This window comes from Mesorhizobium sp. B2-3-2, from assembly GCF_006442295.1.
Lineage (GTDB): Bacteria > Pseudomonadota > Alphaproteobacteria > Rhizobiales > Rhizobiaceae > Mesorhizobium.
This window is the reverse complement of record NZ_VFWA01000016.1, coordinates 1-25,482: the sequence shown is the minus strand read 5'-3', so window position 1 is coordinate 25,482 and position 25,482 is coordinate 1. Positions and strand designations below refer to the sequence as shown.

The window sequence follows — 25,482 nt, the reverse complement described above, 5'->3', positions numbered from 1 at the left end:
CCCGCGTCGGCGACGCGTTAACGGGCGCGGCAAGATTCCCTTTATGATTTGAGCCTATTGCTCTGCCGATGCGTAGGTCGAGTTTTAGTAAAATTGTAGCGGTTGGTATGCTGCTGGCACTTTCGGCCTGCGCGACCGCCCCCAGCCACATCAACAATGTCTGCGCCGTCTTCGACCAGAATGACGGCTGGTTCGACAATTGGCAGTCGGCCGCCGAACGCGCCGAGCAGAAATACGGCGTGCCCGTTCCCGTTCTGATGGCAACGGTGCGCAAGGAATCCGGATTCAAGAGCAACGCCCGGCCGCCGCGCACCAAACTGCTCGGTTTCATCCCGTGGAAGCACGTTTCGTCGGCCACCGGCTTCTCGCAGGCGCTGGACGGTACATGGTCGCAATATCAGAGCGAAACCGGCAACTGGGCGGCGCGCCGGACCAAATTCGCCGACGCCGTCGATTTCGTCGGCTGGTACCATTCCAAGACAGCGGATACTTACGGCGTCGCCCGCAACGACACCTACAATCTCTACCTCGCCTACTATCTCGGCTGGACCGCCTATGGCCGCGGCAACCGTGGCGATGCCGGCGTCCAGGGCTATGCCCGGGCGACCGACAAGATGGCCCGCGACTATGCCCAACAGCTGAGGCAGTGCGGCAGCTGAGAGGCGCGCCGGTGGGTCAGCGCGGCTCCCTGCCGAACACCTTGATGTATTCCGCCTCGCCGCCCTTGGCGAGCGCCTTCGCCTGCTTGACCCAGTCCTCGCGCTCGATGCGGCCTTTGAATCTAAGATAGTCGTCGACCCATTGGCGCTCGGCTTTTTTCCACGCGGCGACCTGGGCGTAGGTGAAGATGCCGAGGTCGTTGAGGATGCCTTCTGTTTTCGGGCCGACGCCCGAAATCAGCTTGAGATTGTCGGGTTTGATCGGCCTGGCGATGCCGGTCGGACGGTTCTTGTCGGTGGCACTTGCGTCGGCCAGCCGAGCCGGCGGGGCAAGCGGTGCAACGTATGCACTCTCGGCCTGCCGGCCGTCACCAAGCGTTCTTGGCGTGAACGGCGCAGAGGTTGCGTTGGCATCCGTCGCCGGACGACCAGTCTCCGAAACCTCGTCGCGGGCCTCATGGCGACGGGCCTTTGAGACGGCTTCGGTTTCCTCTGCGGCCTGCCCCACCGCATCGGCTTCCGTGCTGGTCGTCTTACCATGCGGCCGCTTCGGAGGCGCACCGGCAAAGCCCGGACCGACACCATGCGGCGCGTCGTCCGGCACGCCCTCACGGTCGGCATGCTGTTTGTCGAACTTGATCACCGGCTCCATCGTCGCCAGCACGTCGTCCGACAGCCAGCACAGGCTCATATGGCCGCCGCCGAGGTTCTTGACCGGCGGCACCTTGGTTTCGCAGAGATTATCCGGCACCAATCTCTTGTAGCCGCAGCGCGTCTGGAATGGACAGCCGGACGGCGGGTTCATCGCCGAGGGTATGTCGCCCTCCAGCACGATATGCTTCTTGACCACGCTGGTGTCGGCGATCGGGATCGCCGACAGCAGCGCCTCGGTATAGGGATGATAGGGCGGCGCGAAGATCTGGTCGGTCGTGCCTTGCTCGACGATATAGCCCAGATACATGACGACCACACGGTCGGCGATATAGCGCACGACAGACAAATCGTGGCTGATGAACAGCATCGTCGTCTTGTTCTTGCGCTGGATGTCCATCAACAGCTCAGTCACCGCCGCCTGGACCGACACGTCGAGCGCCGAGACCGGTTCGTCGGCCACCACCACCTTGGCATCGCCGGCAAAGGCGCGCGCCACGCCGATGCGCTGCTTCTGGCCGCCCGAAAGCTGGCGCGGCTTGCGGCTCTCGAAGGCGCGCGGCAGCTTCACCAGGTCGAGCAGTTCCAGCATGCGCTTGCGCCGATCGGCGACGGTCTTGCCGACGTTGAATTTCTCCAGCGTGCGGATGATCTGCGAGCCAACCGAATGGCTGGGGTTGAGCGTATCGAACGGGTTCTGGAAAACCATCTGGATCGACGACACCGTGTCGACGCTGCGGCTCTCGATGCCGGTCGACTGGATCTCCTTGTTGGCGAGCGTGACCCTGCCGGAGCTCGCCGTCTCGAGCCCGAGCAGCACTTTCGCCAGCGTCGATTTTCCGCAGCCGGATTCGCCAACAATGGCGACGGTTTCGGATTCGCGCGCAGTGAACGAAATCGTCTCGTTGGCCTTGACGACGCGGCCCTCGCTCGAGCCGAACACTTCGCTGCCGCCAACCTTGTAGTATTTCCTCAGATCCTCGATCTTGAGCACCGGTGCGCCAGGCACGACCTTCTCATTGACCTTCTTGGCGCCGGGCGGCAGGGCGTCCCAATCGATTTCGTTGAAGCGCACGCAGCGCGAGAAATGACCTTCATGTCCCGCGACTTCGATCATCGGGATTTCGGCGGCGTTGCAGACGCCCTCGACGAAATGGTGGCAGCGCGGGCCGAAATTACAGCCCTTCGGCCGCTCATGCGGCAGGGGCAGCTGACCGGGGATCGAGATCAGCGGCCGCGAGTTCTTGTCGGCGCCCGGCAGCGGAATCGAGCGGAAAAGGCCCTGCGTATAGGGATGGCGCATCCGGTCGAACACGTCCTTGATCTTGCCGGTCTCGACGGCCTCGCCCGAATACATCACCGTGATGCGGTCGCAGGTCTCCAGGATCAGGCCAAGGTTGTGCGACACGAAGATCATCGAGGTGCCGAACTTCTCGCCCAGCCCCTTCACCAGTTCGACGATGCCCGCCTCCACCGTCACGTCGAGCGCGGTCGTCGGCTCGTCGAGGAGAAGCAGCGCCGGCTTCGACAGCAGCGCCATGGCGATGACGATACGCTGCTGCTGGCCGCCAGAAAGCTGATGCGGATAGGAGCGCATCATGCGTTCCGGATCGGGAAGCTTCACCGAGCGCACCATTTCGAGCGCACGTTTATAGGCCTCTTCCTTCGACACCTTGTCGTGGATCAGCGGCACTTCCATCAACTGCTGGCCGATCTTCATCGCCGGGTTCAGGCTCGCCATCGGCTCCTGGTAGATCATGGCGATCTTATTGCCGCGGATGCTGCGCAGCTCCTCCTCGGAGAGCTCGCCCATGTCCTTGCCCTGGAACTTGATCTTGCCGCCGACGATCTTCCCGATGTTGGAGAGATCACGCATGATGCCGAGCGACACGGTCGACTTGCCGCAGCCGGATTCGCCGACAATGCCCATCGCTTCGCCGGGCATGACCGTGCAGGAAAAATCCATCACGGCCGGTATCTCGCCCTTGCGGGTGAAGAAGGAGATCGACAGGTTCTCGATCTCGATGATCGGCCCATTGTTCGGCATGGCCGGATTTCGAACTGCCTCGTTCATGGGTCGCTCCAATCCTTGGTTCTTCCGGGTAAGCAGGGTCGAGGACCCCGCCATCAATCCTTCATCGATTGCTCGCGCAGGGAATCGGCGAGCAGGTTCAGCCCCAATACGAACGACATCAGCGCGATCGTCGGCGGCAGTGCGGGATGGATGAAGGAGCGCAGCAGCCGGCTGGCATCCTTGATCGCGGTGCCCCAGTCGGGACTTTCAGGCGCCAGCCCGAGGCCGAAATAGCCCAGCGTGCCGAGCAGGATGGTGGTGTAGCCGATGCGCAGGCAGGCATCGACGATCAGCGGTCCGCGCGCATTGGGCAGGATTTCCCACAGCATGATGTACCAGGGCGATTCACCGCGCGTCTGCGCCGCCGCAACATAGTCGCGCGTCTTGATGTCCATGGTCAGGCCACGCACGATGCGGAACACGCCCGGGCTCGAGGCGAACACCACCGCCACGAAGATGTTGAGCTGGTTGGGATCGATGTGCACGATCTTCAGCGGATCGGCATCGAACACCAGGCCGGCATAGATCCAGCCGCCGACAACCAGCGTCAGGCCGAGCAGGATGTAGATCCGGTCGGGCCGGTTCTTGTACCGCGTCCAGAACAGCACGCAGAAGAAGATGATCGGGAACAGGAAGAACACGCCGGCCAGCGCGTAGGGGATCGGCGTGTCCATGATGCCCGGCGTCACCAGCAGGTAGAACAGCAGGATGACCGGGAAGGCCAGCACGAGATTGGCCAGGAACGACAGCACGGTATCGATCTTGCCGCCATAATAGCCGGCCGGCAGGCCGAGCGTGATGCCGACCATGAGCGCGAAGCCGGTCGCCGCCGGCGCGATGATCAGCACGATCTGGCTGCCATAGACCATGCGCGAAAAGACGTCGCGGGCGAGCTTGTCGCCACCGAACAGATAGGCGAGGCCCGATTGCGGTTCGATGGCTCCGGGCAACGTATCCTTCATGATGGGAATCTGGCCGAGCGGATCGAAAGGCGAGATGGTCGAGGCGAAGATCGCCGTGAACAGCCAGAACAGGCAGATGGCGACGCCGGCTATGCCAACGCCGCTGTCGAACAGTTGGCCGTAGAGAGCCAGCTTCTTCTTGTAGAGGAAGCTCGCGCCCATGACGATGAAAAGCGCGAGCCAGACCGGCCAGAAGCGCCAGAGCACTTCGAGGACGACGGTGGAGGCGCCGATATATTGGGCTTGCATGCGCCGTCTCCCCTACTGGACCCGAATGCGCGGATTGAGGAACGCGTAGCCGACATCGGAAATGAGCTGCGTGATCAGGACGATGAACACCGAGACAAGCGAGCAGCCGAGCAAAAGATCGATGTCGTTGTTGCCGGCGGCCTCGACCAGCGTGTAGCCGAAGCCCTGATAGCGGAACATCACCTCGACGATGACGACGCCGGTGAGCAGCCACGGAAACTGCAGCATGATCACGGTGAAGGGCGCGATCAGAGCGTTGCGCAGCGCGTGCTTGACCACCACGCTTTTGAACGAGAGCCCCTTCAGCCGGGCGGTGCGGATATATTGCTGCGTCATCACCTCGACCATCGAGGCACGCGTCATGCGCGCGATGTAGCCGATGCCGTAGATCGCGAGCGTGATCACCGGCAGCGTGAAGTTGTAGAAGGTAATGCCCTGGCTTGCCGATGCGGCAGATCCGTTCAGCCAGCCAAGCCAGGAAGCGAAGATGACGGTGAAGATGACGCCCGACACATATTCGGGCGTCGCCGTCGAGGCGATCGAGGCGACAGACAGCACCCGGTCGGTGCGCGACCCCTCGCGCATGCCGGCCAGGATGCCGATCAGCAGAGAGACCGGCACCATCACCGCCAGCACGCAGAACATCAGGATGCCCGTGGCGCCGAGCGCAGGGAACAGCTTGGCCCCAACCGTGGTCTTGAATTTGGTCGAGCAGCCGAAATCACCCTGGAGCACGCCGGAGAACTTCGGCTCGGCCGGATCGTTGCAGAAGGAGAAGCGCTGCGCCGGTTTGCCGGTTGCCGGATCGGTGACCGGCTGCTTGGGCAGGACGCCGAGCCACTGGCCGTAGCGCACGAAGAAGTTCTGCCGGTAGCCGTGATTGACCAGCCAGCTTTCCAGCTGTTCGGCCGAGGTGTGCATCTCGGTCTGGCTGATCGCCAGCTTCTTCAGGTTGGGTTCCAGATTGACGAGGAAGAAGACGACCAGCGTCAGGCACAGCATCGTGAGCAGTATCGTGCCGATGCGTCTGGCGATGAATGAGAACATTGTACCCCCCTGCCGGCCGGGTTGGGGTCAGATAGGTTCAACCCTGTATCAAAAACCTTGTGACGTCATGCCGCCGCTGCATCCAATGCAACGGCGGCGATGCCGCGGGAGCGAAAGACGCTGGCGCCTCCGCTCCCGGCAGGCTGTGGGTCACGCCTGATCGAGCCAGACCTTGCCGAAGTCGTGCTCGTAGGTGGGGTGCATCGAGTGGTTCTTCACCTCCGGCTTGATGTTGATGTAGAGCTTGCGCCAGTAAGGCTGGATGATGATGCCGGAATCCTGCAGCATCTGCTCGATGTCCTTCATCACCACCTTGCGCTTCTCCGCGTCGGCGATCCCGAGCGCCTCGTTGACCTTCTTGTCGAAGTCCGGATTGGCGTAGGCCGTCTCGTTCCAGGCTTCACCCGAGCGGTAGGCGATGGCGATGACCTGGATGCCAAGCGGACGCATGTTCCAGTTGGTTTCCGAGAATGGATATTTCGTCCAGTCGTTCCAGAAGGTCGAGCTCGGCAGCACGGTGCGCTTCACCTTGATGCCGGCCTCGCGCAGCTGGGCCGCGATCGCGTCCGTAGTGTTCTTGTGGTAGTCCTCGTCGTTGCTGATCAGCTCGTGTTCGAAATCGATCACGCCGGCTTCCGTCAGCATCTGCTTGGCCTTGGCGATGTCGCGCTTGATCTTGGGCAGCTCGACATATTCGGGATGGATCGGCGCGACATGGTGGTTCTCGGCCGGCGTGCCGGCATTGCCGTAGCCGAGCTGCAGCACCACCGAATTGTCCACGGCCAGGCACATCGCCTGACGCACTTTCTGGTCGCCATAAGGCTTGGCGTTGACGTTGAAGCGCGACACCACGGTGGCGGCGGTCACGACCTCGGAAGGCGGCGCGCCGACATCTGCGATGATCTTGACGTAGTCGGCGGTCGTCTCATGGTTGGTCTGAACTTCGCCCGATTCGAAAGCCGAGACCGTTGCGGCCGGATCGGTGCCGTAATCGATGAACTCGACGCCATCGAGGAAGGCTTCGCCCTGCCACCACTTGCCGGTCTCGCGGCGCTTGTAGACGACCTTCTGGCCGACGTCATAGGAGACGAGCTCGAACGGACCCGTACCGATCGGGCAGTTCTTGAAGTTAGCGCCCTTCTCGTCGAAGCTCTTGTGCACCACCAATGCCGGATAGTCGGTCAGGTTGGGGATGATGGCGATATCGGGTTTGGTGAGCTTCAGCTTGACGGTCATGTCGTCGACCTTGATGACCGACCCCTCGCGCAATTTCTTTGTGCTGTCGTCGACGAGGCTGCCGAGGCGGCCCGGCATGGAATTGCCTTCCGCGGCCTTGTCGGCCCAGCGGGTGAAATTGTAGATCACGTCGTCGGCGGTGAACTTGTCGCCATTGTTCCACTCGACGCCCGGCCGCACATGCAGCGTGTACTCGGTGGCATCGTCATTGATGTCCCAGCTTTCCAGGAGATAGGGCGCGAATGTGTACTGGTGGGTGTATTTCACCAGCGGCTCGAGCGCCTGCCGCTCGGCGTTGGAGATTTCCGACCAGTCGGCCGTGCGCGGATCCTTGGGATCCTTGACCGACATTGCCACCTTGAGCACGCCGCCTTTCTTTCCCTGCACCTCCTCGGCCTTGGCCGGCGTCGGGGCGGCGAGCCCCAGCAGGCCATAGGCCATGGCCGTCGAAGCGCCGAAGACGCTGGCAAGCGCGAGGAATTCGCGGCGATCGACCTTACCCGACTTGGCTTCTTCGGCCATGGCCAGGATGTGATCCGGAACGCTGTCGCCATTACTCTTGTAGATTGTCATGACTAACTCCCATTGTTGGCTTTCCGCCGATTAACATTCCGCATCCAGGCCATGATGTCAAAGACGGCATGGATTGGGAACATATCGACGAATGTGCAACTTTGGAGGGGGAGCGGTTCGCGTGATAGCGACAGTCTTGGCGCAAAATTGCTAGTGCGCGACGGATTTCCCCTAAATCTCTTCAGGGGAATTAAACTGAGACATTGGCGCGGTTTGCGACAGTGCCAGCCCTCGCCGGGATGAGGGCCAGCCCATGTCCCTGCTTCAATATTCCTTCTCGTAGAAGATGCCGCCCTTGGCTTCGCCGGCGTCCGTTGCCTCGCCGCGCAGTTTGACGCCGCGCCCGACATTGAGGTCGATCATGGCCTTGCCCGAGCCCGGCTTGTCGCCCTTCTGGATGGTTACATAGGTGCGGTCGTTGAGGTACTTGCCGGCAGAAACCGCCGTGCCCCCTTTCTCGTCGGTGGTGACATCGAGATCGTCGACGCCGATCGCGCTGCGCAGGTTTTCGAGCAGCGACGTCGAGCCGCCGACGCCGGCCAACTGTCCGGCGGCTTCGGCCAGCTGCGCGATCTGCAGCGGCGACAGGTTCGACATGGAGCGCCCGAAGATCAGTTGCGCCAGCACTTCGTCCTCGGGCAGCGCCGGCACCGAGGTGAAGGTGAATTTCGGATTGGTCGCCTCGCCCGACACCACGATGGTGACGGTGGCGCTGCTCGTCGTCGTTGTCGCCGTCAGGTTGAGATAAGGCACCAGCGAGCCGGAAAAGCCGACCGTGCCCTCGGTAAAGGTCAGCCGCTTGCCGAGGATCGACAGCCGCCCGCGCTGCAGCGTGAAAGTGCCGACCGCTTGCGGCGAGGAGGCCGGACCGGTCAGCCTGAGCGAGCCGCCGAGTTCGGCGTCCACGCCCCTGCCCTGGATGAAGATCTGGTTCGGCGCGTTGATGGTGACGTCGAGCGCCAGCCCACTGCCGCCGCTCTTGCCGCTGGTCGTGGCCGGGCGCAATGCCTTGTCCTGCGCCCTCACCGCGCCGGGCGCGTTCTTGTGCTTGACGTCGAGAGCCGAGAGCGACCCCGGCAATTTGTCCGGAACGGTGATGACGGTCTTGGCGAGGTTGATGGTGCCGGCAATCACCGGCGCCGACGTCAGCGGTCCTTTGATCGTCAGGTCGCCGCCAAGATTGGCGGTGACCACCCGCCCATCGGTGTAGCGGCCGTCGGTGAGTTTGATCGACAGGTCGGCCGGGAACCCCCGCGCCGGATCGATGCCGACCGTGCCGCTGGCCGACAGGCTGCCGCGCGTCGACAGCGTCCCGGTCAGCCGGTTGATCCTGGCGACACCATTGCCGATCGAGATTTCGGCTGCGATGTCGTTGACGGCAAGCCCGGAACGCGCGTCGAGCAGGCGGGCGCCCGACGTGCTGATGCTGCCGCCGATGACGGGCGATGTCGCGGGGCCGCGCACCTGCACATTGACATTGGCGGTCCCAGTCAGCGACAGGCCTTGCGCAGCGAGCTTCTGACTGAGGATGCCGAACGGCACGGCGCCATTGAAGTCGAGCGCGAGCGCCGGCGTGCCCGATGTCGTCACCGTGCCGCCCCCCTTGAGACCAAGACCGGCTCCATCGCTGACATTGGCGTTGAAGGTCAGCTTGTTGCCGGCAAAGGTGCCCGAGGAAGAAACACTCACTGCGCCGACACCCGCGCCGCGGGTCTGCGAAGTTTGCACACCGGTCGCGTCGAGGTTGAACGCCGCACTGGGGCTGGCTGGCGCCCCGGTGACCTTCACCGTGCCCGAAAGCGAACCGGCGGCATCGAGGCCCGGCGAGAAACTGTTGGCAAGCGAGATCGGCACCCGCGCCAGCGCCGCGTTGATGTCTAGCGCCTGCCCGATCTTGCCGGTCACCGTCGCCGTGCCGCCACCCAGGTTGAGCACCAGCTTGTCCAGCGTCGTCGTGCCATTGGCAATGGTGACGGTCGAAGCCTGCGCGATGGCGGCCTTTATGCCCTGGACGGTCGCCTCGCCGGAAGCAAGCTCTATGGTCGTCGTGCCGTTGGCGGCTTTCACGCGGCCCGCGGCCTTTGCCGGAATTCCTTTCACCGTCGCGCCGCCGGAAAAGCCGGTCCAGTCGCCGTCACGCTTCAGGTCGACGTCGATGCCGCGGATCACCGTGCCGCCCGATGTGACGGTGTCGGCATGGATTTTTCCGGAGATGGCTGGCGCGGCGAGGTAATTGACGATCAAGGCGTCGATCGAAACGGCCTTCGCCCGAAGGTCGCCGCGCGTGACCGAGGCGGTCCTCGCCCTGATGGCGACTTGCGGTGCGGCGCCGTTCTTCGAGAACGCAATCGTGCCGCGCACGTCGCCTTCCGCTTTTTCCAGCGCCAGTGCGGCAAGCGGCCCGATATCGGGCAGGTCGAGCGAGATCGTGCCTTCGGGCACGAATTTGTCGTCCAGCGCCAGGTCGCCGGAAATCCTGTTTTGGCCCAGCGACAAAAGCAGGCCCTTGATGGCGCTCTTGCCGTCCGCAGTCGCCAGCACCGCACTGCCTTGCAGGGGTTGGCCCGCGACATTGCCTGTCAACTGCACATTGGCCGCCGGCTTGGCCGCGTCGGCCTTGCCGGTGGCGGTAAGTCTGAGCCCGGTGATCTCGCGCGATGCCACCGAAAGCTTGTCGCTGTCGACGGTCAGCGACAGATCCGGCGCGGTCGCCGGGCCCTGCGCATTCAGTGCAAAGGCGATAGCGCCTTTGGCATCCTTCGACAGCAGCGAAACGTCGCCCAGCGCTCCCTTGATGTCGGCGGCCACCTTGTTGTCCGCAAGGCTCGCCTGCCCCTGTGCGGTCAGCGCGCCGGAAGCCAGTGTCAATCCGCCTATGGCGATATTGCCGTTGGGCTCGCGCTTCAGCGTGGCGCTCAGTTGCGCCCGTTCGCCGAGCATGCCGCGCACAGCGGCGGGCAGGGCCGACGATGGTGCATCCGCCTTCAGCTTGAGGTCGATGGCGCCGTCTCGCAGCGACACCAGGCCGGCAACCTGGCTGTTCAGCGCATCGCTTCGGAGCGAGCCGCTGTCGATGGCGACAGCGTCGGCTGACAGGCGCCCGCTGAGCGCGGCCGTGACCTTGCCGGCGATCAGCGGCGCGATGGTGGGATTGTCGAGCCCTACCCTATCCACCGAAACCGTGCCCGAAACCGGCCCGGCGCGGTTCTTCAGATCGAACGCATCCGAGTGCAACGCCAGGCTCAGCCCGTCCACCTTCGCCGGTCTCGTGGCGATCGACGGCAGGATCGCGGACATATCCAATCGGGCCCGCGTGCTCTCGCCCGCCACCTTTGCCGACAGCGACCGGACCTCGATCCTGACAGGACTCTCGGCGCTTCCGACCGTGAGCGGCAGACTTGGACCGGACGAGACGAGGTCGAGGGCGAAATCGCTGGCGCCGTTCGGATTGATCGTGCCGGCGGCTTGACCGGAAACCTTGTCACCGGAGAGCGTCGCGTGGTCGAGGAGGACGCCGCCGGCCATGGTGTAGCTGCCGGCCGCGTCGACTGCGAGCTGCCCGAGCCCGGCCTGGCGCGTCTGGCTGGTTTCGGCGCCAGCCAGTTGCACGTTGAACCGGACGTCCGGAGCGGACGGCGAGCCTGTTATCTCGGCACTGCCATCAAGTGTTCCAGCGGCATCGAGGCCGGGCGAAAAGGCGTCGGCAAGGGCAGCCGGCAAGGCGGAGACCTTTGCCGCGAGATCGAGCGTCTGGCCGGCGGTGCCGGACAGCGCCACCAAGCCGCCGCCGACATCGAGCGCCAATTTTTCGATGCTGGTGGTGCCGTCGGCGATGCTGAGCGTCGACGGCTCGGCAATCGCCGCCTTGATGCCGCGAACCGTCCCCTCGCCCGAGGCGATCTCGACGCTGGTGACGCCATCGGCGATCTTCACCCGCCCCGACGCCTTCGCTGGAATACCCGATACGGTGGCGGCACCGGCAAAATTCGTCCAGTCTCCGTCGCGCTTCAGATCGACGACGATGCCGCCGACTTGGGTGGTCCCCGACGTCACAGCATCGGCCTTGATCGAGCCTGAAATCGCCGGCGCCTTGAGATAGTTGGCAATCAACGCATTGACGGCGATCGTGCTCGCCGTCACCTCGCCGCGGGCGATCGACGTGCTCGTGGCGTCGATGGCGACCGAGGGCGCGTCGCCACTCTTGGCAAAGCGAATGGTGCCGTTGATGTCGCCGGTCACCGCCTGGCCGGCCAGCGCCGCAAGCTGATCGATGGCAGGCGCAGCAAGAATGAGCGTGCCCAGCGGCATGAACTTGTCATCCAGCGCCAGATCGCCCGACACCTTGTTGTCGCCCAGAGACACCGAAAAGCCGTTGATCGAGCGCTTGCCTTCGCTCGTCACCAGCGCCGCCTTGATGTCGAGCGGCTGGTCGTTGACGGCGCCGGTCAGCGAGACATTGGCGGAAGGGTTAGTAATGTCGGCCTTGCCGCTCGCGGTCAGCTTGATCGCCTTCACCGTGCGGCCCGAGGCCGTAAGGCTATCGCTGTCGGCGGAGACGGTGAAATCCGGCGCGGTCATGGCGCCGCTTGCCGACAGGGCGAAATCGACACCGCCCTCGACCGGGACGCCGACCGTCGGCGACAGCACCGAAACGTCACCCAGCCTGCCTTTGATATCGGCCAGTATGTCGGTGCCTTGCATGCTGGCGGTACCGCTGGCGCTGAGCGAACCGGACGTGAGTTCGATCGAGTTGGCGGCGAACGAGCCCTGCGGATCGCGCGATGCTGTGGCCGAGAACTTCACCCGCCCGCCGAGCACCGAGGCGATCTGCTGCGGGAAGGCGGTCGCCACGGCATCGGCATTCATCTTGAGCTGCATCGACAGGTCGGCGAGCGCCACGGTCGCCGTCAGCGAGGCATTGAGCGCATCGGACCGGAGCGTGCCCTGATCGATGACAATGGCGTCCTTGCTGAGGGAACCGGCCAGACCGACATCGACCTTGCCAGTGACCAGCGGCGCCAGCGTCGCGACGTCGGTTTTCAGGCCGCCGGCCCCAAGCTTGACGGTAACCGGACCAGTGCGGTTCTGGATGTCGAAACCGTCGGAGTGTATCTGCGCCGCCAGGTCGTCCAGCCGCGTGCCGCCGGCGACGATCGAAACGAAGGAGGCGCCGATATCGACGATCGGCGCCTTGCCGTCGCCGAACGCCCGGGCGGTGGCATTCTTGATCGCCAGCGTGATCGGCTGCGCCTTGCTGCCGACGCTAACCACCACGGGTGGTCCCTTAGCGGCGAGTTCGACCGAAAGGTCGCTGGCTCCGGCGGGATCGACGATACCGGTCGCGGTGCCGTGCATGGCATCGCTATCGATGTTGGCCCGGTCGACGCTGATCCCGCCCGCTGACGTGGCGGTGCCCGCCATATCGAAGCTGGTCTTTCCGGCAAACAATGGTTTCAGGTTCTCCGGCAGGAAGCGGGCGAAATCGCCGTCGCCCTTGGCTTCGAGATAGTTACCTTTGTCGGTGAGCTGATGGCGGCCGGTGAGTTGTGTGACGATCCGGTGATCGACAAGAAAGGTGCCGACGCCACTCCAGTTGGCCAGCGGCCCGGTGCCCGAGACGACGATGTCGACCGGCGGCGTGTCCGGCAGGTTGAGCAGATTGGCGATGATGCCGCCGGCCGGTTCCGACGCCTTGAGGTTGAGGTCGAGCTTGTTGTCCGCTGGCGCGAAATGGATCTGCGCGTCGACGTTGCCCTGTTTTCCGTCATGGCGGGTAATGTTGAGCACCGTCTCGACCGACAGCGGTGCGGCGTCGGCCTTCACCGAGGCCTTGGCGGCGAGTTCGGCGATGCCGCTGCCGGCCAGTTGCTGGCCGAGCGCGACCTCCGGCAGGTCGATCTGTTTGATATCAATGGAAACCGGCAGCGTCGTCGCGCCGCCTTGCGCCGGCTGCTGCGTGCCGGCCACCGGCAGACGCGCAAGTTCGATGCGCTCCGCTGCGATGCGGTCGGCGCTGAAGTTTTTGGACAACAGTGCCAGCGGCGACCAGTCGATGGCCACCTTGCGTGCCACCAGCCAGGCGCCCTCGCGGTCCTCCAGCACGACATGGTCGACACTGAGCGCGCCCGACCAGATACCGTCGATGCCGCTGACGGTGACCTTACGCTCGTCGCTCGAGGCCACGCGCGAAATGATGCCGGCGAGATTGTCGCGTCCACGCTCGGTTTTGGTCAGCACGAAAAGCGCGCCGATGGCGCCTGCTACCACGATCAGCAGCGTGTAGAGAAAAATACGAAGGATGCGCCAGACCGTCTTCATGTTCAAAACGCTTGGCCAATGCCGGCATAGATGCCGAAATGTGGGTCGCCTGGGTCGCGGTTGAGCGGCACGGCGGCGTCGATACGCAGCGGCCCGAATGGCGTCACATAGCGCAAGCCGACGCCGGCGCCCACCTTGACGTCGGAAAAATCGGGGAACGACCTGGTCGATACCGTGCCGGCGTCGACGAACGGCACGATACCGATCGTGTCGGTGATGGCGATGCGCATCTCGACCGAGGTCTCGAAGAAGGAAAGACCGCCGATCGGCTGGCCGGTGAAATCCTTCGGGCCGATGCCCTGATAAGCATAGCCGCGCACCGAGCCGCCGCCGCCGGAATAGAAACGCCGGTCGGCAGGCACGTTCTGCAGGCTGGTGCCGACGATCGAGCCGAGGGCGACACGTTCGGCCAGCACGTATTTCGAAGCGGTATCCAGCGACTGATAGGCCGATCCCTCGCCCTTCAGCTTGAGGAAGGCGGCACCGCTCAATATGTCGTAGCTCGGCTCGGCATAGGCCAACAACCTGAAGCCCTTGGTCGGGTTCAGCCTGACATCCCTGTCGTCGTAGACATATTGCAGCGGGATGCTGGCGATCAGGTATTTATGTTTGCCAAAGGAATCGTGGATGCGTGAATAGTCGAGCGCCACCTCGGCCGATACGGTCTGCTTCTTGGTCAGTTCATAGGACAGGCCGGTGTTGCCCTTGACCGAGAAATGGTCATAGGCGTCGGGATGTTCGAGCACGGTCTTGACGCCGGCAAAGAATTTAGATGCCGGGCCGATCACGCCGGGTTTCTCGAACATGATGCCGGCATTGTAGTTCAATTCGGACAGGTCATTGCTGCCGATACCGCTGATGGCGCCGTCGATGCGCAGCTTCTCGGCCCGGCCGAACAGGTTGCGATGGCCCCAATATCCCTCCAGCCCCAGCCCTTCCGTATTCGAGAAGGTGCCGCCCAGCCCGAAAAAACGCGGCTTGCGCTCGCTGACCTGGACGCCGATCGGAATGTTGCCCTCGGCATCGAGCTTGTCGGCCTCCTTGAAAGTCACGCTGTTGAAGACCTCGAGCGCCAGCAGCCTGTCGCGCGCATCGTCGATCTCCTGCGGCGAGTACTGCCGGCCCCGTTTCAGCCCGGTCATGTATTCGGTGAAGTCGCGGTCGACCTTCTCGGTGCCTTCCACCGTGGTCGCGCCATAGCCGGCGACTGGCCCGGCAGCGACCGTCAGCGTCACGTCGAGGGTCGAGGTGGCATGGTCGGCGACGATCTGCCTGCTGGTCACCTCGGCCAGCGGCCTGCCCTGCTCCTTCAGCGTGCGCACGATCAGCGCCTCGGCCTTGAGCACCGCGCCAGACCCGGCGTCGCCGCCTGATATCAGGCCGAAGTCGGCGCTCATCAGTCCAGCGGCGTCACCCTCCAGCCGGATATCGCCGAGAGTGAATTTGGGACCCGCGGCGATGTTGACGACCACGGGAATGGGCTGCGGACCCTTGAATTCGGCGTCCGGCGGCAATTCGTCCAGCGGCTTGCCTTCGATGGTGATGGTGACGACGCCTTCGTAGCGGGCATCGGCGTAGAGCGCCGCCACAAGCTGTTCTCGATCGCTGCGCGCCTTGGCCATCAGACCGAGCGAACCGGAGACGGGATGGTCTTCGTCGCTCTTCAGCGCCGAGGCGTTTTCGAGCTTTTTTAACAGGTCCTTGTCGGCGTCGGGCGCGGAGATGGTCACGGCATAGCGCATCGGATCGACGATGTCGGCATCCTCATCGCTCGATGAGCCCCACAGCTTGATGCCGAAGATTTCGAAGGCGGCCGCCGGTCCCACCCCGGCGATCAGCGAGCAGCAGATCACGGCCAGAAGCAGCGCGCGCGAAAGCACGCGCCCTTGCGCGGTACCCCCTGACATCTGCCTTTCATACGCCGGCATTACAACAACCTACTTTACAAAACTAAAATTGGAATGAAGTTCTGAAGCGCTCGTAAAGGGGCCACAATCCAATTGTCTGAAATAGGACGGGCTTGGAATTCACACCTTTTGCGTTGCCGCAAGAATGCGTGATCCCCTGTCCTATGGAGGTACTACCGGCTGTTTGCTGGAAAGGAAACCGTTGGCAGGCGGAACCCTGCCGCGTCCTCATGTTGACAAGCCTGACTGAAGCTTGAACATGCCCGGACGTCTGCACTGTCTGGAGGGTGTTATGGCAATGCGCGCGGCTCGTGGTCTGTCTTTCCTGATCCTTCTCTTCTTCGCCTGGGCCAATGTCTTAGCCTCGGGTGTCGTCGCGCAAGCGGCTGAAGTACGGCGAGTCGCAACGACCGACAATTCCGACTATTTCGGTTTCGACCTCCGGTCCGACCAGAATGTTACGCTCGATCAATGCAAGACCACTTGCCTGGGAGATCCTGCCTGCCGCGCCTTCACCTATAACACAAAGGCCAAATGGTGCTTCCTCAAATCCGATTATAACCAGTTGAAGCCCTTCAACGGCGCGGTCGCGGGCAAGATCGTCAATATCGACGGCGACCCCGACATCGGCGCGCCGCCGGAACTCGCCTTCTTCCCCAACTGGATGGCCGACCAGGCCCAGCAATACCGCAACAGGCTGCTTGGCCCGGCCTATGACAGGCCGACCGAGGGCATGGCGGCACTGACCACGGCGGCCGAGCAGGCGGTGCTCACCGGCGATCATCGCACCGCCATGCAGAAATACGAGGCCGCGGTCTCGGTCATGCCCGACGATGGCCAGCTCTGGCTCAACCTGGCGCGCGAAACGCTTGCCGTGCAGCCGGCGGCCAATACATCCGAGGCCTCCACCTTGCCGGCAAACGGCACGTCGGCCGCGTTCAATGCCTACAAGCTGTTGCGTACAGCCAGGACGCGCGCGGAGGCGCTGGCGCTCATCGGCTCCGGCCTCGACAAGCGCGACCTCTATCGCCCCGCGCTGCAGGCTTTTGAAGCCAGTCTTGCCCTGGTGCCCTCGCCGGCGGTCCAGGCCGACTATTCCGATCTCAAGGCTCGCAAGGGTTTCCGCGTCATCGACCACACCGTCGATGCCGACACCAGCGCACCGCGCATCTGCGCCCAATTTTCCGAGGAACTGGTCAAGACCAGCGTCGATTACGCACAATTCGTCACCGTCGACAACCAGCCGCCCAAAGGCGTTGAAGCCAAGGACAAGCAGATCTGCGTCGAAGGGTTGGAACACGGCCAGCATTATGACGTGACCTTCCGTGCCGGCCTGCCGGCCGCCATCGGCGAAGTGACCGCCGCGCCCGTCGTGCTGTCGATCTATGTGCAGGACCGTGCGCCTTCGGCCCGCTTCACCGGCGACAGCTTCGTGCTGCCGGCCGGCGCGCGCCGCGGCATCCCCGTCGTCACCGTCAACATGAACGCCGCCGAGATGAAGCTCTATCGCATCGGCGACCGCTCGCTGGCCCAGCTCCTGTCCGGCTATCAGTTCCTGCATCAGCTCGACAGCTACGACGTCGCAAACATTTCCGAGCAGATGGGCGAGCCGGTCTGGGAAGGCCAGCTCGACATTTCCAACGACCTGAACAAAGAGGTCACCACCTCCTTCCCGGTCGACGAGGCGCTGCCGCGGCGCAAGCCCGGCGTCTATGTGCTGACTGCCCAGGCCGTCAGCGACAAGAGCGACGACTACAACGCGATGGCCACGCAATGGTTCGTCGTTTCCGACATCGGCCTATCGACCTATACCGGCCAGGACGGGCTCAATGTCTTTGCCCGTTCGCTCGGCAGCGCCAAGCCGATAGCGGGCGCCGAACTGACGCTGGTTGCCCGCAACAACGAGATTCTCGGCACCGCGACCTCGGATGCCGAGGGCCACGCCGTGTTCAATCCCGGCCTGACGCGCGGCGACGGCGGCATGGTGCCCGCCGTGCTGATGGCCAGGCAGGGCGACGATGATTTCGTCTTCCTCGACATGGCCCGCGCCGGCTTCGACCTGTCCGACCGCGGCGTCACCGGACGCGCAGCGCCGGGCGCGCTCGATGTCTATGCCTGGACCGAGCGCGGCATCTACCGCGCCGGCGAGGAAGTGCATGTCGCGGCTCTTGCCCGTGACGGCGCCGCCAAGGCGGTTGAGAACCTGCCGCTGACCTTCATCTTCTCGCGCCCCGACGGCGTCGAGGATCGCCGCATCGTCAGCGACGGTGTGTCGGCCGGCGGGCACGCCGTCGATCTGCCGCTCCAGCCGAATGCCATGCGCGGCACCTGGTCGGTATCGATCTACACCGATCCCAAACAGCCGGCGGTCGCCAGCCAGATGTTCCTGGTCGAGGATTTCGTGCCGGACCGCATCGAATTCGACATGAAGGCCGACAAGCAGGAGATCGCGCTGGGCCAAACCGCCAACATCACCGTGGACGGCCGCTTTCTCTATGGCGCACCGGCTGCCGGCCTCGCGCTCGAAGGCGAACTGACCCTGTCGACCGCACGTAACTGGGACCGCTTCAACGGCTATTCCTTCGGCCTTGCCGACGAGCAGTCGTCGGAACCGACCGTCACCCCGCTCACCGATCTTCCGGTGGTCGGCGAGGATGGCAAGGCGACCTTCCCGGTTTCCGTCGTGCAACTGCCGTCGACCACAAAACTCATCGACGCCAAGGTTACGGTTCGCATGCGTGAGACGGGCGGTCGCGCCATCGAGCGCTCGCTCAATATCGGCATCCGCCCGCAAGGCCACATGATCGGCATCCGGCCGGACTTCGCCGATGATGAAGTGCCGCAAGGCGGCGCGGCGAAGTTCAGCCTGATCGCCGTCGACCCCGATGGCAAGCGCGAGGCGCTGAAAGGCGCGCAATGGTCGCTGGTCAAGGTCGAGCGCAATTGCCAGTGGTACCGCTCCAACAACTCATGGAATTACGAACCGGTCACCTTCACCAAATCGATCGCCAATGGCCAGGTCGACCTGAGCGCCGACGGCGAGGCGACGGTGTCGATCCCGGTCGACTGGGGCCGCTACCGGCTCGAGGTCGAGACGGCGGATCCGGAAGGGCCCGCGACCAGCTATGAGTTCGATGGCGGCTGGTATGTCTCCTCCACCACGACCGAAACGCCTGATGGTCTCGAGATCGCCCTCGACAAGGACAATTATGCCGCCGGCGAAGTGGCCAGGCTCAAAGTCTCGCCGCACTTTGCCGGCGAACTTCTGGTCAACATCGGTTCCGACAAGCTGCTGAAGACCGTCACGGCGTCGGTGCCGGCCGGCGGCGGCACGGTCGACATCCCGGTCGGCGACGACTGGGGCGCCGGCGCCTATGTCACGGCAACCCTGTTCCGGCCTGGCGACGCGCAGGAAAGCCGCATGCCGGCCCGCGCCATCGGCGTGAAATGGCTGAAGGTCGACCCGGGATCGAAGAAGCTCGCCGTCACACTCGCCCCGCCGGACAAGACCATGCCGCGCCAGCAGCTGTCGATCCCGGTCGCTGTCGCCGGCGTGGAGCCGGGCAGCAATGCCTATGTCACTGTCGCCGCCGTCGATGTCGGCATCCTCAACCTGACCAACTACAAGGCGCCGGACCCTGAAAACTGGTTTTTCGGCCAGCGCATGCTGGGCATGGAAATCCGTGATCTCTATGGCCGCCTGATCGACGGTTCGCTCGGCACCATGGGCAAGCTCAGGACCGGCGGCGACGGCGCCAACATGCAGGCGCAGGGCAGCCCGCCGACCGAAAAGCTGGTCGCCTTCTTCTCCGGCCTGGTGCAGCTCGATGCCGACGGCAAGGCACGCGTCGACTTCGATATTCCGCAGTTCAACGGCACGGTTCGCGTCATGGCCGTCGCCTGGACCAAGGAAGCGGTCGGTCACGCCCAGTCGGACGTGATCGTGCGCGATCCCGTGGTGATCACCGCCGGCCTGCCGCGCTTCCTGGCGCCCGGCGACGCCGCCGTCATGCGGCTCGACATTGCGGACGCCGACGGTCCGGCCGGCGACTATGCGCTGTCGATCGATACGACGGGCGGTCTCTCGACGGGCGACAAGCCCCTGCCCCAGAAACTGACGCTGGCGCAGGGCAAGCGCCAGACCCTGACCGTGCCGCTGATCGCCCAGACGGCAGGCAATGCCTCGCTCACCATCAAGCTGGCGCACGCCGATGGCACCAAGGTCGAGCAGACGCTCTACGTGCCGGTCCGTCCGGCACAACTGCCGGTCACCACCCGCATGGTGGTCGACCTCAAGGGCGATGGCGGCGCGCTGCGCGTCGACAAGGAGCTTTTGGCGGCAAGCCTGCTCGACGGCGCTTCGGTCAGTGTCGGCGTTTCGCAGGCGGCGGCCTTCGATGTGCCTTCGCTTCTGATGACGCTCGACCGCTACCCCTATGGCTGCGCCGAGCAAACCACCAGCCGGGCGATGCCTCTGCTCTATGTCAACGAAATGGCCTCGGGCGTCGGCATGGAAAGCGATCCCGAGCTGCATGGCCGCATCCAGGACGCGATCTACAAGGTGCTGAGCTACCAGGCTTCGGCCGGCAGCTTCGGCCTGTGGGGCCCGGGCTCCGGCGATCTATGGCTCGACGCCTATGTCACCGACTTCCTGACCAGGGCGCGCGAGCAGAAATACGATGTGCCGGCGCTCGCCATGAACCAGGCGCTGGGCAATCTGCAGAACTCGCTCGGTTACGACCAGAGCGTACAGGACCGCGGCAGCGAGATCGCCTACGCGCTCTACGTGCTCGCCCGCAACAAGAAGGCCTCGATCGGCGATCTGCGCTATTACGCGGACACCCAGCTCGAGGCGTTCACCAGCCCGATGGCCGTTGCCCAGCTGGCGGCGAGCCTGGCGCTGTATGGCGACACGCAGCGTTCGGAAGCAACGTTCAAGACCGCGCTGCAGCTCGCCAAGTCGAGCACCGCCTATGACTACTATCGCTCCGACTACGGCTCGGCGCTGCGCGACGGAGCGGCAATGCTGGCGCTTGCGGCGGACTCGAAGCCGGTGCCTTCGGTCGTACCGGAGCTGATCAAGCTGGTGACCAGGGAACGCGCCGAGGTCCGCTGGACCAGCACCCAGGATGAATCCTGGATGCTGCTGGCGGCCAAGGCGCTGAAGGAGGGCAATGACTCGATCACGCTCACCATCAATGGCGCGCCGCATTCCGGCGGCTATTCCGACAGGATCGACGGCAGCGATCTGGCCGACAGCCCGCTCACCATCGCCAACACCGGCAAGACCCCGCTGCAGGCCGTCGTCACCACCGTGGCGTCGCCGGTGCAGCCCTTGCCGGCCGGGGGTGACGGTTTCACCATCGAGCGCACCTATTACAAGCTCGACGGCACCGAAGCCAATGTGACGGAGGCAACCCAGAACGAACGTTATGTCGTCGTGCTGAAGGTCAACGAACAGAACAACTGGCCTTCGCGCCTTTTGATCACCGACCTGTTGCCGGCCGGCTTCGAGATCGACAATCCCGGCCTGGTCTCCAGCGCCCAATTGTCGAACTTCTCCTGGCTGGCGCAGACCGACGCCGCGCATCTGGAGTTCCGCGACGACCGTTTCGTCGCCGCCTTCAACCCCAGCGACGGCGAGCACGACCACAATCTGACGCTCGCCTATGTCGTGCGCGCCGTAACGCCGGGCACCTACGCCCATCCGGCCGCAACGGTGGAGGACATGTACCGGCCGCAATATTCGGCCCGCACCGCCACCGGCATGATGGAGGTCAAGGCGCCGTAGGCGCCTTGACGGACATGAACGTGAGGTTTGCGCTGCCCCTTATTGCCCTGCCGGGCATTTCTCCCCGTATAGTGACGGGGAGAAAGAGGATTGCATCGACGCTTTCGCCAATGTCCAACGTTGCAGAAAAGGTGCCGACGATCGCGACCGCCCTCTTCTCCCCGTCACTATACGGGGAGAAGGTGCCGGCAGGCGGATGAGGGCAGCGCCATGCTCTCAACAACACTGCTGCGCCGGGCAGCCATCGCTGGAACCTCCTTGGTGGCCGTTATCGCTCTTTCAGCCGCTACCCTGTGGCAGCTCGACCGCGCCTTCCCGCCTCCGCTTCCAGAAAAACTCACCGTCTCGACGGAAGTCCAGGATCGTGACGGCCAGCTTTTGCGCGCCTTCGCCACGCCTGACGGTTATTGGCGGCTTGAGACCCGCCTCGATCAGGTCGACAAGCAGTTCGTCGACATGTTGGTCACCTATGAAGACAAGCGCTTCTGGGACCATAAGGGCGTCGATGTGCTGGCGCTTGCCCGCGCCGCCGGCCAATTCGCCGCCAGTGGCCACATCGTTTCCGGCGGCTCGACGCTATCGATGCAGCTTGCCCGCCTGATCGAGCCGCGCGAGAGCCGCAGCCTCGGCTCCAAGCTCAAGCAGATGCTGCGCGCCATCCAGATCGAGCGGCGGCTGTCCAAGCGCGAGATCCTCGAACGCTATCTGACGCTGGCGCCCTATGGCGGCAATCTCGAAGGCGTACGCGCCGCTTCGCTCGCCTATTTCGGCAAGGAGCCGAAGCGGCTCACCGTCTCGGAAGCCGCGCTTCTGGTCGCCCTGCCGCAACTGCCGGAGAAGCGCCGGCCCGACCGCAATCTCGCGATCGCGCACGCCGCCCGCGACCGCGTGCTGACCCGCATGGCCTCGGCTGGCCTGCTAGGCGAACGCGAGGCCGCGCGCGCCGCGCTCGACGATGTGTCTGGCCTGCGCCATAAATTGCCGGCGCTCGCCGCGCACGCCGCCTATGCGATGCTGCCCAAGGCCGTTCCCGGCCAGCCGCTCAAGCTGACGGTCCGCAAGAGCGTCCAGGAAGGACTGGAACAGGTAGCGCGCGACGCCGCCACCAAGCTTGGGCCGCGTCTCTCCGTTGCCATGGTGCTGGCCGATTCCCGCACCGGCGACATTCTGGGCGAAGTCGGCTCGGCCAATTTCTTCGACGCCAGCCGCTCCGGCTGGATCGATATGACAAAGGTCGTGCGTTCGCCCGGCTCGACGCTGAAGCCGTTCATCTACGGCCTTGCCTTCGAACAGGGACTGGTGGCGCAGGAAACACTGATCGAGGACAGCCCGGCCGATTTCGGCGGCTACCGGCCGAAGAATTTCGACATGGGCTACCAGGGCGACGTCAGCATCCGGCAGGCGCTGCAACTATCGCTCAACGTGCCGGCGATCCGTGTTCTCGACGCGGTCGGGCCCGCGCGGCTGACGGCCCGCTTCCGCCAGGCTGGGGTAAAACCGATCCTGCCGGTTAACGAGGCGCCAGGCCTGGCCATCGGCCTTGGCGGCGTTGGAATTACGCTGCGCGATCTCGTCCAGCTCTATACAGGGCTCGCCAATGGCGGCAAGACGCACACGCTGCATGATGGCACCGAGCCGGCCGATGCCGAGCGCACCACCACGACCATCCTCGATGACCAGGCGAACTGGCAGATCATCGACATCCTGTCGGGCGTCAAGCCGCCCGAGGGTGCGTTGCAGCGCGGCATCGCGTACAAGACCGGCACCTCCTACGGCTACCGAGACGCCTGGTCGGTCGGCTTCGACGGCCGCTACGTGCTGGGCGTCTGGGTCGGCCGTCCCGATGCCGGCGCGGTGCCTGGCCTGTCCGGCTATGTGTCGGCAGCCCCAATCCTGTTCGAGGGCTTTGTTCGCTCGGGTCTCGCCACCGTGCCGCTGCCGGGCAAGCCCCCCGGCGCCTTCACTCCTCGACGCAACGACCTGCCGGTGACGCTTGCCCGCTTCGGCGCCGGGTCCGACGGCCTGGTTCAGGCCTCGACCCCCACAGAGCCCGCGCCGACCATCATCTTTCCGCCCGACGGCGCCCGCGTCGATCTCGCCACCGACTCGGCCGACGCCTCGCCGCTGGTACTGAAGCTGCAAGGCGGGCGCGCGCCGTTCCGCTGGCTGGCCAACGGCAAGCCGCTGACCGGCATCGACCGCCGGCGTACCGCGACCTGGCAACCGGACGGCACCGGCTACTCGACCTTGACCGTGATCGATGCGGCGGGACGCGCGGCAAGTGTGAAGGTGTTTGTTGAATAAGATTGCGCAAGCGATTCAGGGGATTGCGCTTCTTCGCCTGAGGTACAGCGCCTCGCGCCGACCTTCACCGGTAGCGGCGACAATACTCGCAACGCTGGGTTCCTTTACCCGCAATCTCCTCCCAGCCCGCGCCGACGCCCTGCCCGCCGGCTTCGTCCGCCTTGCCGGCCCCCTCGATCCGCCAGGATATCCGTTACGCCGGAACGGACAATTTTCCTGTACCGCAAGCGAAGCGACGGCAAGCCGCAAGCTGCTGCTCCGCGCGATGCACTCGGCCGGATTCAAGAACTATGCACGCGAATGGCGGCACTTCACGCTGAATCACGAGGCCTTCGCCAAGCAGCGCTTCGATTTCCCAGTCCCAGCCGGATAGCGTGTCGACCGAATGCCATAGCCTTGCTTCGGCACCGCTTGTTCCTAGATAGATCGATGGGGATTCGCCAAGGGGACATTTGAGGGAAAATGTTTCTCCGCACCGCGAAATCAGGCCCAAGATTTTCTCCAAAACGACAAAAAAGGCAACATTTAATGCATCTAAATTCTACCAATTCGGTAGATTTGACGTGGGTTCAACGGAGGCAGAAATGACCAAACCTCGTTTCAGGAGACTGCTCGGCGCACTGGTCGCCACGTCCGTCCAGTTCGGCACGCTCGGTTTCGCGTTCGCCGATACCACCATTCTCAACGTGTCGTACGATCCGACACGCGAGCTCTACAAGGCCTATGACGAGGCCTTCGCCGCTCACTGGAAAGCCGAGACAGGCGAAACGGTCACCATACAGCAGTCGCACGGTGGATCGGGCGCCCAGGCCCGCGCCGTGATCGACGGCCTCGACGCCGACGTGGTGACGTTGGCGCTCGAAGGCGACATCAATGCCATCGTTTCCAAGTCGAAGAAGATCAATCCGGACTGGCGCACGAAATTCGAGAACAATTCGGCGCCCTACACCTCGACCATCATTTTCCTCGTCCGCAAGGGTAACCCCAAGGGCATCCACGACTGGAGCGACCTCGTCAAGGACGGCGTCCAGGTGATTACGCCCAACCCGAAGACATCAGGCGGCGCGCGCTGGAATTATCTCGCCGCCTGGGCTTATGCCAACGCCAATGACGGCGGCGACGAGGCCAAGACGAAGGAGTTCGTCGGCAAGCTCTATGCCAACGCCCCGGTGCTCGATACCGGTGCGCGCGGCTCGACGGTGACCTTCGCGCAAAAGGGCCTGGGCGACGTGCTGATTGCCTGGGAAAACGAGGCCTATCTGGCGCTCGACGAGTTCGGTGCCGAAAATTTCGATATCGTCTATCCCCCGACCTCGATCCTGGCCGAGCCGCCGGTCGCTTTGGTCGACGCCAATGTCGATGCCAAGGGCACGCGCAAGGTCGCCGAAGCCTATCTGGGCTGGCTCTATTCCAAGGAAGCGCAGACGATCATCGCCAAGAACCACTATCGTCCGGCCAAGCCCGATCTGGTGCCGGCAGAGGACCTGGCCAAGCTACCGCCGATCAAGCTGGTCACCATCGACGACCCACAATTCGGCGGCTGGAAGAAAGCACAGCCTTACCATTTCGGCGATGGTGGTATATTCGACCAGATCTACAAGCCCCAGTAAGCAGTCGATATTCAGGACGATATGATCACAGCACCCGCTCGGGCGGGTTGGCGGTTTCGACAGCCGAGCGTCATTCCGGGTTTCGGATTGACGCTCGGCTT

General features: G+C 64.0%; 10 protein-coding genes and 1 pseudogene. 5 read left to right on the top strand and 6 right to left on the bottom strand.

All coding sequences use genetic code 11. The features are described 5' to 3' along the window. Positions 1 to 68: 68 nt before the first annotated feature. Positions 69 to 659: a transglycosylase SLT domain-containing protein gene (locus tag FJ964_RS25630; protein ID WP_140553022.1), complete on the top strand. Its 591-nt coding sequence runs from the start codon at positions 69 to 71 to the stop codon at positions 657 to 659. Positions 660 to 1,182: 523 nt separating this feature from the next. On the opposite strand, the pseudogene FJ964_RS25625 reads toward FJ964_RS25630, so the two are convergent. The 6 genes and pseudogenes from FJ964_RS25625 to FJ964_RS25600 form a co-directional block, all read right to left on the bottom strand. Beyond that, a pseudogene (locus tag FJ964_RS25625) lies at positions 1,183 to 3,384 on the bottom strand (ABC transporter ATP-binding protein); the annotation flags it as partial. Between the two features lie 53 nt (positions 3,385 to 3,437). Next, on the bottom strand, positions 3,438 to 4,595 hold the full coding sequence (locus FJ964_RS25620) for an ABC transporter permease (protein WP_140553019.1): 1,158 nt from the start codon (positions 4,593 to 4,595) through the stop codon (positions 3,438 to 3,440). Between the two features lie 12 nt (positions 4,596 to 4,607). Next, positions 4,608 to 5,642 (bottom strand): ABC transporter permease, encoded by a 1,035-nt coding sequence (locus FJ964_RS25615; protein ID WP_140553017.1) that lies wholly within the window; start codon positions 5,640 to 5,642, stop codon positions 4,608 to 4,610. Positions 5,643 to 5,792: 150 nt separating this feature from the next. After that, positions 5,793 to 7,451, bottom strand: a complete 1,659-nt coding sequence (locus FJ964_RS25610; RefSeq protein WP_140553015.1) for an ABC transporter substrate-binding protein — start codon at positions 7,449 to 7,451, stop codon at positions 5,793 to 5,795. Between the two features lie 264 nt (positions 7,452 to 7,715). Continuing rightward, positions 7,716 to 13,769, bottom strand: coding sequence for a translocation/assembly module TamB domain-containing protein (locus tag FJ964_RS25605; RefSeq protein WP_140553014.1), 6,054 nt, complete (start codon positions 13,767 to 13,769; stop codon positions 7,716 to 7,718). Between the two features lie 2 nt (positions 13,770 to 13,771). Beyond that, positions 13,772 to 15,697 (bottom strand): autotransporter assembly complex family protein, encoded by a 1,926-nt coding sequence (locus FJ964_RS25600; protein ID WP_140553012.1) that lies wholly within the window; start codon positions 15,695 to 15,697, stop codon positions 13,772 to 13,774. Between the two features lie 271 nt (positions 15,698 to 15,968). Between FJ964_RS25600 and FJ964_RS25595 the strand changes: the two genes are divergently transcribed. From FJ964_RS25595 to FJ964_RS25580, 4 genes are all read left to right on the top strand, one after another. Then, entirely contained in the window at positions 15,969 to 21,467 is a 5,499-nt protein-coding gene (locus tag FJ964_RS25595; protein ID WP_140553010.1) for an alpha-2-macroglobulin family protein, read from the top strand. Positions 21,468 to 21,677: 210 nt separating this feature from the next. Continuing rightward, positions 21,678 to 23,771, top strand: coding sequence for a penicillin-binding protein 1C (gene pbpC, locus FJ964_RS25590; protein WP_140553008.1), 2,094 nt, complete (start codon positions 21,678 to 21,680; stop codon positions 23,769 to 23,771). Next, a complete protein-coding gene (locus FJ964_RS31545; RefSeq protein ID WP_224713374.1) occupies positions 23,764 to 24,144 on the top strand; it encodes a M15 family metallopeptidase in 381 nt (126 codons plus the stop codon). The genes pbpC and FJ964_RS31545 overlap by 8 nt, the downstream gene beginning before the upstream one ends. A 211-nt stretch (positions 24,145 to 24,355) precedes the next feature. After that, entirely contained in the window at positions 24,356 to 25,381 is a 1,026-nt protein-coding gene (locus tag FJ964_RS25580; protein ID WP_140553006.1) for a sulfate ABC transporter substrate-binding protein, read from the top strand. The last annotated feature ends 101 nt before the right edge of the window (positions 25,382 to 25,482 follow it).